Origin of the sequence: Lysinibacillus sp. 2017 (assembly GCF_003073375.1) — a bacterium.
Lineage (GTDB): Bacteria > Bacillota > Bacilli > Bacillales_A > Planococcaceae > Solibacillus.
This window is the reverse complement of the sequence record NZ_CP029002.1, coordinates 1,358,202-1,373,714: the sequence shown is the minus strand read 5'-3', so window position 1 is coordinate 1,373,714 and position 15,513 is coordinate 1,358,202. Positions and strand designations below refer to the sequence as shown.

Annotated in this window: 11 protein-coding genes, 1 other RNA gene and 1 pseudogene; 2 read left to right on the top strand and 11 right to left on the bottom strand. The window is 35.6% G+C overall.

Translation table 11 applies throughout. The features are described 5' to 3' along the window. Positions 1-7 precede the first annotated feature (7 nt). Both DCE79_RS06320 and DCE79_RS06310 read right to left on the bottom strand, forming a co-directional pair. On the bottom strand, positions 8-925 hold the full coding sequence (locus DCE79_RS06320) for a hypothetical protein (protein WP_108712265.1): 918 nt from the start codon (positions 923-925) through the stop codon (positions 8-10). A gap of 428 nt (positions 926-1,353) precedes the next feature. Next, positions 1,354-2,634: a hypothetical protein gene (locus DCE79_RS06310; RefSeq protein WP_108712263.1), complete on the bottom strand. Its 1,281-nt coding sequence runs from the start codon at positions 2,632-2,634 to the stop codon at positions 1,354-1,356. Between the two features lie 650 nt (positions 2,635-3,284). Here DCE79_RS06310 and DCE79_RS06305 point away from each other — a divergent pair. Beyond that, positions 3,285-4,403, top strand: a pseudogene (locus DCE79_RS06305) (cbb3-type cytochrome c oxidase subunit I); the annotation flags it as partial. A 136-nt stretch (positions 4,404-4,539) separates the two neighbouring features. On the opposite strand, the gene DCE79_RS06300 reads toward DCE79_RS06305, so the two are convergent. The 9 genes from DCE79_RS06300 to DCE79_RS06260 all read right to left on the bottom strand — a co-directional run bounded on the left by DCE79_RS06300 (position 4,540) and on the right by DCE79_RS06260 (position 14,678). Next, positions 4,540-6,441 carry an ATP-dependent DNA helicase gene (locus tag DCE79_RS06300; RefSeq protein ID WP_108712261.1) on the bottom strand — a complete coding sequence of 634 codons (1,902 nt, stop codon included), beginning with the start codon at positions 6,439-6,441 and terminating at the stop codon, positions 4,540-4,542. 189 nt (positions 6,442-6,630) lie between these two features. After that, positions 6,631-7,773: a THUMP domain-containing class I SAM-dependent RNA methyltransferase gene (locus DCE79_RS06295; protein ID WP_108712260.1), complete on the bottom strand. Its 1,143-nt coding sequence runs from the start codon at positions 7,771-7,773 to the stop codon at positions 6,631-6,633. A 6-nt stretch (positions 7,774-7,779) separates the two neighbouring features. Beyond that, the gene (locus DCE79_RS06290) at positions 7,780-9,528 is read right to left on the bottom strand and encodes a putative bifunctional diguanylate cyclase/phosphodiesterase (RefSeq protein ID WP_108712259.1); all 1,749 of its coding nucleotides are present in this window, start codon (positions 9,526-9,528) and stop codon (positions 7,780-7,782) included. 166 nt (positions 9,529-9,694) lie between these two features. Beyond that, positions 9,695-10,073, bottom strand: an RNA gene (gene rnpB / locus DCE79_RS06285) — RNase P RNA component class B. Positions 10,074-10,135: 62 nt separating this feature from the next. After that, positions 10,136-10,432, bottom strand: coding sequence for a cell division regulator GpsB (gpsB, locus tag DCE79_RS06280; protein ID WP_108712258.1), 297 nt, complete (start codon positions 10,430-10,432; stop codon positions 10,136-10,138). 112 nt (positions 10,433-10,544) lie between these two features. Then, a complete protein-coding gene (locus DCE79_RS06275) occupies positions 10,545-11,792 on the bottom strand; it encodes a ribonuclease H-like domain-containing protein (RefSeq protein WP_108712257.1) in 1,248 nt (415 codons plus the stop codon). A 4-nt stretch (positions 11,793-11,796) separates the two neighbouring features. Further along, positions 11,797-14,073 (bottom strand): DEAD/DEAH box helicase, encoded by a 2,277-nt coding sequence (locus DCE79_RS06270; RefSeq protein WP_108712256.1) that lies wholly within the window; start codon positions 14,071-14,073, stop codon positions 11,797-11,799. After that, a complete protein-coding gene (locus DCE79_RS06265) occupies positions 14,066-14,431 on the bottom strand; it encodes a YppE family protein (RefSeq protein ID WP_108712255.1) in 366 nt (121 codons plus the stop codon). The genes DCE79_RS06270 and DCE79_RS06265 overlap by 8 nt, the downstream gene beginning before the upstream one ends. 49 nt (positions 14,432-14,480) lie before the next feature. Continuing rightward, a complete protein-coding gene (locus tag DCE79_RS06260; protein ID WP_108712254.1) occupies positions 14,481-14,678 on the bottom strand; it encodes a molecular chaperone in 198 nt (65 codons plus the stop codon). A gap of 184 nt (positions 14,679-14,862) precedes the next feature. Between DCE79_RS06260 and recU the strand changes: the two genes are divergently transcribed. Continuing rightward, positions 14,863-15,513 (top strand): Holliday junction resolvase RecU, encoded by a 651-nt coding sequence (gene recU, locus DCE79_RS06255; protein WP_108712253.1) that lies wholly within the window; start codon positions 14,863-14,865, stop codon positions 15,511-15,513.

The following is a 15,513-nucleotide window of genomic DNA, read 5'->3' as shown; positions in this document are numbered from 1 at the left end:
CACCTTATCAATTTTTAGATTGTATAAACTGTATTTGATATTCCTTTTGCTCAATAAATTTCTGCTTTTGTTCATCAGTCATTGTTTTTTTTTCTTCCTGATAAAAGGCAAAATTTATTATAGTCATATCTGTAAAATTTATAGTCTCCATTGCACTTTTTAGATAAATCTTCCACCTTAAGTTAAAATCAATATTTTTTTCATAATCAGTGTGAAAAGTATTTTGATTATATAGTTCTTCATTAAGGCTTAAATATAATTCAGCAATTATATCTAATAATAAGAAAATCCTTGTATTATTATCCCTTACAACTTCTACGTCCTCAATGTTATCTAAGAGATGTAAAGTTCTGTTTCTATTAAATTCTTTTTTTACACCTTCTTCTGAATCCTTAAATCTAAGGTAAAATACTTCGTTAATCATAAAATCAAAAAATTTAATTTGATTATTAATCCAATTTTGGAACTTGATATTAGTATGGCGTTCATTATTTTTTTCGTATAAATACTTAACTAGGTTTTCTACAAAAATTTTTCTGTTAAAGTCACCCCCTTGTTTATTTATTGATTTAATTTCATTAAACCATTTTCGTAATATTGCTTCTACCACTGGCACCAAACTCAAATAGGAACAAATGTAATTTCCTATCATCAAATCATAGGTTGCACTTTCAATTATTTTCATGAAGTCATTAAATATTTTTGTTGGCTTAAATCTATATTCAATTTGATAGGCTCTTTGCCATGGATTTTTTACCATCCTTAATATTTCTCCATCTAACCCTCCCCAAGCTGGATCTGGATTTTCTAAGCTAGCTAACAATTCTTGTATCCTCTTGCCTGAAACACAAGGGTAAGGAGGAATAGTTAGCAATTTTTCATTTAGATGTTTATCTACTTTCACATAAGTTTCCCATAAGTTCATGTAATCACCTCAAAAATAATTATGCCATACTTGTTTATGCTAAAATATAATCACTAAAAATAACTTATTATGCAATAATCATTTTTCCCGAAAATATATTGTTTCATAAAATAACCCTTTAATGAAAACGAGAGCGATTGTTGAAAATCGTTTTTTTCAATTAAAGCTCCTGTAATTGAAGTATAGGAACGTAAAAAAAAAATGCAGGTTTTTATTCAGATAACACACTCTGCATAATCTTGAAAAGTACTATCGTAGCCCTGTTTATATATTTGTAAAAAGCTGTATAAACAATATTCAAAGGGAAATCCAAGAAATGTTGGTTTAACGCCATTTCTTGGATTTCAATTTCTTTCCAAACTTCCATTTTTAAAGTCCGTTCAAAAATCAAGTTCTGTTGTTGCGCTACCCCTTGAATACCTATCTGATTAGGATACTGCTTCTTTTATTGAACTTAAATAACAAGGTGGTTCAATCTCATATTCCCCCAAAATAGTAATAAAGGAATCTCTCTTTTCTGGGTTTTCTATAAAAAATTCATTTAAAGCATCTCTTAAATGCCATGGATGATTACTTGTGTCAAAGGTAGACGTTATTGCTCTAACAACTAGCTCATCCAGTGGAAATTGTTGTAAATAATAGGTGATAATATCTCTTCTATTGTTCGCTCTATCAAAGTTATTCAAAAAGGATGTTCCAAATATAATTTCTTTGAATTTTACGAAAAAGTCATTTTTATTTAGAATATAAAAATCATCTTCATCAGGAATAATATTGCTTATTTTTCTTACAATATTTTCTTTTGCCTCATCTTGCTCTTCGTACGCAATTAAATCATTTCTTAGAATGGCACAATATAATTTTAAATCTCCTTTAGGATCATAAGCATTTTCAAATATCTTTGAATGCCATAAATTACGTATAAAAGATGCATCACTAGAAAAGTAATTTACCCGATTAGGAAATGCTCTTAAAAATGGCATTACAAGGTTTTCATTAGATTTCATGAATTGGACCAGATACCTCGTAACTTTTTCGTTATTTAGTAAAAAGAGCTTTTCCCAAAAACTAATATAACTCTGATCGATATCCCAAAGAATGGTAGTATCAGTAAAATAATTAAATATTGTTTCAAAAAAAACATTAAGATCGCTTTCTTCAATAGCTTGAGGTACTTCATTTACAATATATGTAATATCAGCATTTGGAGCGGTCAAGCTAACATCAAAATGTCTTTTTATTTTGTTTATTAATGCTTCTCGACTTCCATTAACCATAATCTTAGGTAGGTTAGACCTGATGAATGTCCAAAAACTTTCAACATGGGAAACGGTAATTTTGTTATTTTTAGAGTGTGCGCAATCGTTTCTCCGATTTTTCCAAAAAGTAATTTGATTACGTATATCGTCATTTAATAGAAAGATTTCCTTAGGTGATTGTCTTTGAAGGTTATCATATACTGTTGAATCCCACTTATCTTCATTTCGGAGATTTTTTAGTATGTCATCCCACAAACCTTGAGAAATATTGTCTGGCTTATGTGCATTAAGCATTCTATCTCTAATTATTGTTTGAAAGCACAGATAAGAAAATAATAATGAAGCTTTGTAAGCTGTTGCCTTATAACACAATAGTGCTTCATTAATCAAATCTTTCGCATCTGTAGAAATTTCTTGTGATAAGATCCATTCTTCAAATCGAAGTCTCATGTTCAACACCCTTTAACTTAATTGGTAATTTCAGTACATTATATATAATTTTCTAACAAATGGAAATGATTAATATTTGTAGGGGTAACAAAAAGTAGATGTAGAGTTGTTAGAACTATTGAATTAAACATATTCCACAAACGGGCGCGCCCCACTCTTCTCCATGGCAAGAATCTTTGATAAGACAGCCTAATTTAATTCTGGATGCAAAATAGGATAGATAGAGCGATTTTAGGTAAGCTCATCTATCCTTTTGGATTCTATACATATATTGCGTGACATTAAATAAAAATTCACTTTTAAAAATAGCATTAACTTGAATTTTAATAAAATTCATAATTAGGCAATTGGATAAACTATTATATCGATTTAACGAAATTCGAAGTAATGGAATTCCTTAAAAAAAATCCTACGGCAAAATATTTTGTCCATACAATTACCTTTAAATAAACTATATCCAACTTACAACAATTTCATAAAGAAAAAATCTACGCTTGTCGCTGATTTTCATATACAAGTCGATTAATATTATAAATCTGTACATTAAAATGTACCTGTGGATAACTTTTTACCATTTTTTGTAATCTTTAAACGTTGATATATATAGGTTTGTGGGGATAGACTAAAGTAAACATACGTAAATCCCCAATGTTAAGTGCCTATTATGGATTACATGTTCTTTAGGTGTTGCAGTCGAAGTGTTATTCCAGTTATTACCTTGGGCTCTTGGTTTAATTTCTCGTGTTGACGTTTTATTAACTCGTACATTATTCTGGTATTTTGGACATGCGCTTGTATACTTCTGGTTATTACCAGCATATATGGCTTGGTATGTCATCGTACCAAAAATTATCGGAGCGAAAATTTTCTCTGATTCACTAGCTCGTTTATCGTTTATTTTATTCTTATTATTCTCATTCCCAGTAGGTCTTCACCACCAATTGACAGAGCCTGGTATTGATGGATTTTGGAAGTTCATTCAAGTTACGTTAACATTCTTTGTCATTATTCCATCATTAATGACTGCGTTCTCATTGTTCGCAACATTTGAGTTACGTGGCCGTGAATTAGGTGCGAAAGGTGTTCTTGGTTGGTTCAAAAAATTACCTTGGGGTGATTCACGCTTCTTACTACCTTTTATTGGGATGGTTGCCTTCATTCCTGGTGGCGCTGGTGGTATCGTTAACGCATCTCACCAAATGAACCAATTAGTGCATAATACGATTTGGGTAACAGGTCACTTCCATTTAACGGTGGCAACAGCAGTAGTATTAACATTCTTCGGGGTTGCATTCTGGTTAATTCCACATTTAACTGGCCGTGTGTTAACGCCCGTATTAAATAAAATGGGGATTTATGTAGGAGTTCTTTGGGCAATTGGTATGGCTATCATGTCGGGATCAATGCACATTGCAGGTTTACTCGGTGCTCCACGTCGCTCAGATTACTCTGAATACGGCGGTGCACAACAAGCAATCGATTGGATTCCTTACTCAATTGCTCAAGCAGTAGGCGGAACAATTCTTTTCGTTGCCATTATTTTAATCACTTATATGGTAATTCAATTAGCATTCTTCGCACCAAAAGGTCATGAAGAATTCCCAGTTGCAGAAGCTGCTCCAGGTGCACAAAAAACACCTGCTATTTTAGAAAACTTTAAACTTTGGGGTGTTATTGTTGCAGCGTTAATCATTTTCGCTTATACAATGCCAATTATCGAGATTTTAAGAAACTCACCATTAGGCACTACAGGATTTACTCCTTGGTGATAATATAAAGACTCCCCCTCTCTTACTAGATTTGTCACACAAAAACCATCCGTTACTTCATTCACGGATGGTTTTTCTATTTGACTTACTAAATTGAAAAAACCCGTTCGATTTATTATCGAACGGGCTACTTTAATTATTGAGGGTCTACCGCTAAAATGTCGATGAAGTTTGATTTTACTTTCGCTTCTTCTTCATTTAGTAAAATATGAATATCTCCATGGTCCTTCGAAGTACGAATTAGACGGCCCATCCCTTGTTGAAGACGCAGTTGCATAAATGGTAACTCGACTTCTTCAAACGGATTTTGAGCGAATGAACGCTTCGCATCAAATAATGGGTCATGTGGTGGGAATGGTAAATCAAAAATAATAACACGTGTTAACGCTTCTTCAGGTAAGTCTAAACCTTCCCATAAATGGTATGAACATAATGTTTTAATGTCACCATTTTGGAAATCACGGACGATTGCTGAAAGCTCTCGGTCCCCTTCAAACGCCACTTTTAAACGTGTCATTAAGCTAAGCTGTGATTTGAATTGGTTCATCGCTTGTTTTGACTTAAATAAAATTAACGTTTGTTCCTTGTCTTTTAGTAAGCTTTCTACTTTTGCAGTCTTTTCTTGTTGCGTTAATTCGTGTAAATAGATTTTCATTACTTCTTCGTAATCGAATGGTGATGGTACACTGAAGTTTTGGTGTTTTTCGATACCTAAGCTTGAAGCGATATAGGTAAAGTCTTTTTTCACTGATAATGTCGCTGATGAGAACACAATCGGCATTTTTTTCGAGAATAATGTTTCTGATAATACTTCTGTAATAAGTCGAGGCATAATGACTAATGTTTCTTCACCATCTGTATCCTCTAACCAATCTACGGCATCACCTTGTGCTACAAAAATACGTAGTGCCGCGGCATAGTGCTCTAAAAACTCTTCAGCCATATTTAATTCATATTCTGGAATCATATAAAGCTCTGATTCAAATACGAATTCTTCTAATAGCTGATCCACATAAGCAACAACCCGTTTACCGAGCTCGATTAAACGGTCTGACTTATTTATTCGTTTACGATCTTCATCTGATTTTACAACATCATCACGTAATTGATCGAAGAATAATTCATGATGATCTTGCAAGTGCTCTATTGCATATAATGTACGCTCACGAACACCATCCACCATTAAATGCTCCAAAAGTTCAACGATTGTAAATGCCTGTACTTTATACGTTAAAGCCTTTTGTGCTGCATATTCTAATAAATGGCCTTCATCAAGGACAGCCATCGACACTTCTGGTAAAAGTGGCAATTGACCTTCACGTTCACGTGATTCCTTCGTCGCTAAGTGCTCCATTAAGAAATCTTGAGAACAGATAATAAGGTCCGAAGATTTTCGGTAATGTCCACGGTGCAGCGTTTGACCACAACGATTACGTAAGTCACAAACTGCACATTGCATAATGGAGTTGTAGTTCACTTTTTGCCAATCTTCATCGCTGACACCTGAATAGTCTGAGCGCTCTCCGTAAGGTTGAACTGCAATCATGCTACCTTGCGCATAAACACCATCTGGAATTGAAAAGGCGATATCGTCAATCCATTCTTCTGTTTCTGTTTTTTCTGCTTCTTCAAAGCGTTTTAGACATAAATATTGGTCACGTGATTTGGCTAAACGTACGTCAATATCAAGCTCTAGTACATCACGTAATTTATGAATATCGCCACCTTCTTTTACAAGCTGGTCGATTAGAGTTTCATCCGCACATGCAATTAAAGCAGGTTTCCCCGTATAACGTGCATAGGAAACAGCTGGTAAAAGGTAAGCAATTGTTTTACCCGTACCTACACCTGCCTCAGCAAATAATATATTTTTTTCTTTTAATGCTTGTTCGATTTGATACGCCATGAAAATTTGCTCATCACGGCATTCAAAGCCCTTCTCAGGTAGTTCATCATATAGTACGTCACCCATCCAGTTGCCTAGTGACTCAAAGAAAGTTAAATCTCTTGATAGCTCAAACGGTAAAGACTTTCTCAAATTGTTGTTCCCCCTCAATATGAAGCGGAAGGAACTCTGGCATCCCTTCCGCATCTAGTTAACTCCACTTATAATCTACATTTTCTAAATAAAAATCCCGTACTAATCATTATACAATGAATAAATAAATAATCCTACTTATTCGAAACGAAAAAACTACATTAGCTCAATACTAATGTAGTTGCTTTATTAGAATTGTGGACGACCCGATTTTTGACCCCAATATTGATAAAGGTCTGTACGAATAAATCCATTAAATAATTTACGTTTTTTTGTCGCCTTTTTACCGTAATGTACTTCGAAATCTTCCATTGAAGAAAGCATGTATATAGACCATGTTGGATAGTTTTTCATAACTGTTCCAAACTCACGTAGCATTTTTTCGATTTCTTCTACATCACCGATACGTTCCCCATAAGGTGGGTTCGTTACAATAACACCGTCTGTTAATTTTGATGTAAAGTCTGTTGCTTGCATTTGCTTAAAGGTAATAATATCACCAAAGCCTGCTTCAACTGCATTTTCTTGTGCAATTGTAACCATACGGTGATCGATATCCGTTCCGATAATTGTTAGCTCTTGATCGTAATCAGCTAATTCATCTGCTTCATCACGTGCCTTTTCCCAAATGGCTTGCTTCATCCATGGCCATGTTTCTGAAATGAATTCACGGTTGTAGCCTGGAGCGATATTTTGACCAATCATTGCTGCTTCAAGAGCAATTGTTCCCGAACCACAAAATGGGTCTACGAATGGACGACTTGGTGACCATTTTGAAATTTTCACTAAAGCTGCTGCTAATGTTTCTTTAAGCGGCGCTTCCCCTTGACTTGTACGATAGCCGCGCTTATGAAGACCCACACCAGATGTATCAATGGTTAATGTTGCGACATCTTTTAAAATTGAAATTTCAATTTTAAATGTTGGACCAGATTCATCTAAGAACCCTAAGCGTTTATAAGCTAATTTCATACGCTCAACAATTGCTTTTTTCGTAATCGCTTGGCAATCAGGTACACTAAATAATGTTGATTTTACTGATTTACCCGATACTGGGAATGCAGCGTCTACTGGTAGATATTGTTCCCAGTTGATTGCTTTCACTCCTTCGAATAATTGATCAAATGTACGAGCTGGAAATTGAGCAACGACAATTTTGACACGATCTGCTACACGTAACCAAAGATTTGTACGTGCAATCGCTAGCTCGTCTCCTTCAAAATACACTTTGCCGTTTTCGACACGTGTTTCATATCCTAATGCGCGCACTTCATCTGCAACGATTGCCTCTAAGCCCATTGCTGCAGTTGCAACTAAATTAAATGTTGTCATACGTTGTTAAATCCTTCCTTGACACTCGAGCTCCCAAAATTGAATGAATTCAATTAATTCTTCGAGTGGTAGTGGTCTGCTGTAATAATATCCTTGAATGTAATCGCAGCCCATTTTACGTAACATCTCTACCTGTTGTCCACTTTCAACACCTTCAGCAACTACTTTCATTTGCAGGCGATGTGCCATTTGAATGATGGCATCTACAATTGCTTGTTTATCTGCTAAAGAACTAATATGTTGAATGAAGCTACGGTCAATTTTTAATACATCTAATGGGAAACGAACTAAATAGCTTAATGATGAATAACCCGTTCCAAAATCATCAATCGATAATTTAAACCCGAGTTTCTTCAGTTTAACCAATTTACTTACCGTTTCCGCAGCACTATTCATAACCGTACGTTCTGTTACTTCAATTTCAAATGCATGTGCAGAAGTATTGTTTTTTTCTAAAATCGATTGAATGGATTCTAAGAAATTCTGTTGTTGGAAATGTAAGCTCGATACATTTATTGCAATAGGGACAGATGGATAGCCCGCATGCGATAATTTTGCATACCCTTCACATGCCAAATCAAAAACAATTTCACTAAGTGGTATGATAAGCCCTGATTCCTCAGCATATTCAATAAATTCTGTCGGAGATACAAAGCCTAACTTTTCATTATTCCAGCGAACGAGTGCTTCAACACCAACAATAGCCTCTGTTTTTACACATATTTTTGGCTGATAGGCTAATGTAAATTCACGATTTTCAATAGCTTTTCGTAATTCCGCATCTAAAACCAATAAACGATTTGTATCTGTTTTAAGCTCATCAAAATAGAAAGAAAAACAATTTCGTCCATTATCTTTTGAAAAGCCCATCGCTTTATCAGCACGATTAAGCAATTGTTCTGTTGTCATACCGTCTTCAGGATAAATACTAATACCAATACTTGTAGATACAAAAACTTCTTGGTTTTGAACAATAATTGGTTTTTCGATTTCTTGAATAACCAATTCCGCAAATTTTGCAGCTTCACGTGGATGATGAATATTCGTTAATGTAATAACAAATTCATCCCCACCATAACGTGCTAAAATATCTTTACTTTTCAGTAACCCTTTTAAGCGCTTCGATACTTCAACTAGCAAATGATCACCAATCTCATGACCTAACGTATCATTGACTTGTTTAAAACGGTCTAAATCCATGAAAAAGACAGCATGCTGAATTGGTTCCCTATTACCATTTGGTATTTCTAGTAATGCTTTCATTTGTTCAATAAATGCAAAACGATTAAAAACATCCGTTAATGTATCACTTAATGTTCTTTTTTCTAACTCATTTTCAACAATTTTACGCTCTGATAAATCAGTGAAAATAGCACAGTAATTATTAAGCTTGCCTGCATCATTTGATATCGCCATAATTGTAAGCCATTCAGGATATACCTCACCTGTCTTACGTCGATTCCAAATTTCACCTTGCCAACTACCATCTTTATCAATATGGTTCCACATATCTATATAAAATGACTTTTCATGAACTCCAGACTGCAAAATAGATGGATTTTCTCCAATTACTTCATCCTTCATATAGCCTGTAACCAATTCAAATGCCGAATTCACATTCACGATTCGTTTCTTCTCATCGGTAATCATAATGCCTTCTGTGACATTTTCAAAAATCTTGTTAATCAGATTATCTGGATAGTGCGACAACGAAAGTTCTTGTGCGATTGAAATGTTCGACATTGCTTCGTTCAATGAATATCACCCTTATTTTTTAATAAAACTTTATATTTTATGTATGCCAAACATTCAAAATTTTAATTATTATAGTGTGGATAAGGTCTAAAATGACTTATCTATAAGAAAGGCTCTCCACAAAAGAATGGAGAGCCTTTTTAACTATTCAAAAAAAGCACCAATAAACAATAAGCCATGTTTTGTTCCTAAGTACTCAAACGACCTTCGTCTCGTACGAGTAGGTAGTAATCATCTATCTACGGCCAATAGCCGTCCCTCCATCCGTTCAATTCCTTCAGGAGAGTGCCCCTACCATAATTTGGGTTTCTCACTCATGGGGTTTACCTCGTTCCACCTTATAACTTTCATTATAAGCTCCGTCACTGTGGCACTTTCAGGAAGTTTCGTCCATATCTAAAAGACTTAGGAGTTCCTTCCGCCGTCAAGCATTTGCTTGCCTTACCTTATTTTTTCAGTAAGCACGAACACTACGGTCATCTCAGATCCGTGTGAGCATGGACTTTCCTCTACGATTTTAACAACCGCAGCGATTACTCGTATTATTGATGTATTCCTAGTATACTGCACTCGTCAAAAAAATACAATGCCTCTATAAATAGTCGAACTATTCGTATAGTTTACTTCCAAAAACATGTTTTTCTAAATTGGATAAACGTTTCAAAATATCAAAATTTGTATTGTTTGTTGTTGGCTGAGTTGGTGCCGGTTTGCGACTGCTAGTAGTTGCTTCTTGTTTAAGACGCGCATTTTCTTCTTCTAATGCTGCGATTTTCGTAGCGAAAGTATCATAATCTTCGCGAATTACATCTAAAAATTGATCGACCTCATCCACGTTATAACCTTTCATGCTCTTTTTGAATTCTTTTTCTAATATATAGTCAGCTGTTAATTTAATGTCCATAATCATCGTCCTTCCATAAAGCAACTTCTTATTTCTTATTATAGCAATAGGTCCGATGTTTCGCACGTATTGGTTTGTAATTAGCATGAAAAATTTTTACATCGTTTTGATTTTAGAAATCCATTTTGCGCTGTAAACGCAATAACCGTTTTCGCCAATTTTGAAGTAGCCTTTGTTGCTGCTCTTTTTTTGCATACGTATGAGTTGTTACTAATTCCTGTCCAACTTGTGACAGCTCGTATGCCTTTTGGTAGTCTTTCAGTTGATGTTCATAAAGCATCGCCAACTGTTCATAGGCTAGAACTTGTTTCAGACGCGGTAAAGTGGGCACGGCTGAGTGAAAAGCCTGAACCGCTAATTCATATTCGCCTGTTCGTTTTAATTCAAACGCTAAATAAAAATGGGCAAAACCCGCTTCGCTTGCGTCAAATTGTTCTGTTACAGCCTTTAGAATTTCAGCACTCGTTTGTCGTTTTTTTAAATCCCCGAACCATTTCCCAATATTCGTATACGTCGTTGCAGATTCTTCGCCATCTTGTTGTAATAATAAGTTTGTTGAATGTACATAAAGCGTAATTAATGAAAGTAAATCCCATTCATTATGTATTAGAACTTTCATCAGTGTCGTTGCATTACCACTTTTTATTGCATCAAAATAAATAATTGGCGCTAAATGACCCGGGATATCTCCCTGTCTTTCGAATCCTAACTTTTCTTTTTCCACTTGCGTTAGATTCATCTTTGATAAATCATCTTTCCATAATCGCTTTGAGCTATGCAATAAATCAACTTGACGCTGTGGCTTTAATTTGGGGATATGCTGCTTATTTAATGTCCATCGCACTTCGAGCTGGGGCCAATCAAAACTTTTACCATTGTAAGAAACGACCGTAATATTGCGTTGCCAAAGTTTTGATTCAAACAAAAATGCCGCTTCATTTGATGGGTCAGCAAGCACGTATTGTGTTAATACGAATTGTTCCCCTTTTTCTTCTAAAAATCCAAGTAAAAATATATACGTGCCTGCTCCTTTTAACCCTGTCGTTTCTGTATCAAAGAATACGATCACTTCATCCTCCGTCATGGCAAACGGATGATCGTCTTCTTGCGTAGTCCAACGATTGAGCGAGTCAAAAAGTTCCCTAAGCTTATGATTTCCATGCACATAATCGAGTGGGTATCGCACTTCACGTTTAAAAAGAATGCCGAAATCATTTTCAATTAGTTCCAAACCAGCTTGTTGCCACTGTTCGACATATGGTGGTTTTTCAGGTTTTATAAATTTTGCTTGTTCTTTTTTTTGCTCTGTTTTTTTACCTAGCATTTTTTTCATTTGCAAAATTTTGTTTTCATACGACATATTTTCACATCATTTCATTCATTAAAATGTTCAGTACCTTTAACACTTGCTTTTTACTATTCCCTAAACTATCTTGCGCGCCAATGCAAGATGGACAGCCATCTGGACAAGGGCATAGTTCGACATGCTGCGTTGTTTGTTCTAGTAATGGTAATAGCACATCATACATGCGTTCACTTAATCCAATACCACCAGGATAACTATCATAGATAAACAATGTTGGCTTTTCATTATGAATGGCTTTCACTTGTGGCACAACAGATACATCTGATCGATCGCAGTGTATAAATAGTGGGATAAAGCTTGCCATTGCATAAGCCGCGCCAGTCAATGCATCCGTCAACTGCTCCTCCGACCAATTTTCAGGTAAGTCAAAACTTATCCACGTAGCATTCGTATGCATTTCCATCGGTGGTATCGTGATAGGACCTGAACCAATATTATCGTGTGTATTGAAACGGATTTTTTTGAAGATTGTAGGGATTGCTAGTAAGCTAACATCCCCGTAACTGACAACGGCCTTTTTATAGGAAATACTTTTATCTTCACTTAATACTTTTAATTCCACTGCTAAATTCGCATCGGTAAAGTAATCGACATCCACTTCACGAACAAATGCCTTTTTTTCCTCCCAGTCGAGCTTTTCTACTTGGAACTGAGTACCTTGGTGTAAGTAAATGGCTTCTTCATGAAGTAATGTCATGGCAGAATACGTGTCCATCTCACCAATAACCTTCGTATTTGCTGGTGTTGAAATATCAATAATTACTACATTTTCTTGTGCTGCCGAGCGAAGGGATATTTCATGTGCTGGGAATCGATCACTCATCCAATGCCACTGTGTACTTGTTTGAACGAGTACCCCTTCTTCCTCTAAATAACTCAGCAGCTCCTGCACTTCATATTCTCCGTAGCTATCTGTCATAGAAAATGGCAATTCGAAAGCGGCACACTTTAAATGATCCATTAAAATCAGCATATTTTCAGGGTTAATACGCGCTTCTTCTGGTGAACTACCTAATAAATAGCTAGGATGTTGTACGACGTATTGATCTAAAGCGGTAGACTGTGCAACATAAATAATAAGTGCTTCGTCTTGACGTCTACCTGCGCGTCCGGCTTGCTGCCATGCACTCGCAATATTTCCTGGGTAACCTGTCATGATACAAGCTTGTAATTGGCCAATATCCACGCCGAGTTCTAACGCATTTGTACTGATTACCATCTGGATAGAACCGTTGCGAAGTCCTTTTTCAATTGTTCGGCGCTCACTTGGTAAATACCCGCCACGATAGCCTTGAATCGATTCGTCTTGAATCTTTTTTGCAGTTAATGATTTCAAGTATGTTACGAGCATTTCTACACGTACACGAGATTTCGCAAAAATAATCGTTTGAATACCCGCTTCATAAAGTCGTTTCGATAAATCTCGTACTTCTAATACGGCACTTCTTCTTACGCCAAATGTCGGATGAATGATGGGTGGATTATAAAATATAAATGTCTTTTTCCCAATTGGAGCACCTGATTTCGAAATAAGTTCATGCTTCGAGTTCGTTAACGATTCCGCTAGCTCTTTCGGATTTTTAATCGTAGCACTTGTACAAATAATGACGGGCTCACTGCCGTAAAATGCACATATACGCTGTAATCGGCGAATAACATGTGCAACATGGGAGCCAAAAACACCTTTATACGTATGTAATTCATCAATAACGATAAATTTTAAGTTTTCAAAGAGCGACACCCATTTTGTATGATGCGGCAATATACCCGAATGCAACATATCGGGATTTGTCATCACAATATGACCTGCTTTCCGGATTTTTTGACGAATACCTGGTGCAGTATCCCCGTCATACGTATAGCTTAAAATTTCTTCATCCATTAACTCGATTAGTTCATTCAAATCCGACTTTTGATCTTGTGCAAGTGCCTTTGTCGGGAATAAATAAATCGCACGACTCGAAGAATCCTCTAATATTTGTTGCAGCACTGGCAAATGATAACAATACGATTTTCCTGATGCAGTTGGCGTAATGGCTGTAAAGCTCTTTCCTTGCTGTGCATAATCAAAAGCTTCACGCTGATGTGTATACAGTTGGTTGATTCCCCTACTATTTAATGCTTTCTTTATAGAGGGATGTAATGTTATTGGAAAGTCTGCATAAGCAGCTTCTTTTGCATCAATTGTATGCCAGCCGATAATATTTTGTTTTAACTCTTCATCATATTGCCATTCTTCTAGCAATTGCTGAATCGTGCGTTGTTTACTAAGCATCCTCATCACCTTGTTCAATCTTTCTTTTTAAAATAAATAATGTATACTGCGTTGATTGAATCGATTGGATGAAGCGTTTCTTACTCGTCCCCTTATAAAAAGACTGCACAACAAATTGCTCCATAGCATCAGCGGCATGGTCAATTTGTTGTACATATAGATTTTTTGGTTGTTCCATTTTAATCCATTGATGAGCAGATTGCTGCCATAATTTAATTAATGCATGTAAATCATCTGCGTATGGCTTAACTTCAATATAAAAGTCTGGATCTTTATCAAGTCTTCTCATTTCATAAAAACGGTCTAATGACAGTTGACACTCTTCGATTAATCGATTTGTTTCGTTCAATAATTTCATAGTTAGCACCTCAGGTAGTTTCACATAGTTGCGTTTAGTTTAACAAATTCTACTCATTTGTACTACTCATATGCGAACAAGTATTCTTTACTTGCAAATGCTTTTCTGCTAAGCTTACCTTTTGAAAACCTACGACCAGTTGAGAGACATATTCATGTGAAAGTCTTGATTGTTCTAACTCGATTTGGAGTGTTAACAATTGTTGCGCGAAATCCAGTTGCGATATAAGCATTGAAATTTTTGACATAGACTAGCCTCCTTTTCGCCATTCATTCGATATAAGACGAGGGAATCCTTGTCCTTCGTCAAAACAAGTCAGCAATCGCTAAAAGTTCCTAAATTATTCGTTTGAATTATCGATATTTTTAACATATGGATGCTTTATGTTAAAATCAAACTATAGTTAATTGTATGTTAAGGAAGGTGATTCTATGGTCATTCGATATCCTAATGGGAAGCTATATAATGCCTCGCCTACTTCCGGTTCACCGAAGAAAAAAAACGATCAGCAAAAAAAACAGGAAATTTCCTATAGTAATCGAGGAAAAAGCTTAGAAGATGATATAAATGAAACAAATGAGTTTTATTTACTACGAAATTTGGCAAACATTCACAAGAAACCTGTTCCCATTCAAATCGTCAAAGTAGATTATCCAGCAAGAAGTGCGGCGGTTATTCGCGAAGCTTATTTCCGTACCCCTTCTACAACGGATTATAATGGCGTATGGAATGGTTTTTATATTGATTTTGAGGCAAAGGAAACCGACAGTAAAACTTCCTTTCCACTAAAAAATATCCATCCCCATCAAATGACGCATATGAAATCAGTAGAAAGCCAACGAGGTATTGCGTTTTTTATTGTTCGCTTTAGTAAGTTAAGGCGAAATTTTGTAATGCCATACAATACGGTAGAACAAAGTTGGACATTGATGCAAGATGGTGGAAGAAAATCAATACCACTTACCATTTTCGAACAGCAAGCGATTGAAATCGAGGAAGGCTATTTACCAAGACTCGATTATTTAGAAGCTGTCAAAAAGTTCATCGCAAGCGATACAGTTTGTAAAAGTGAGGAGAATTAA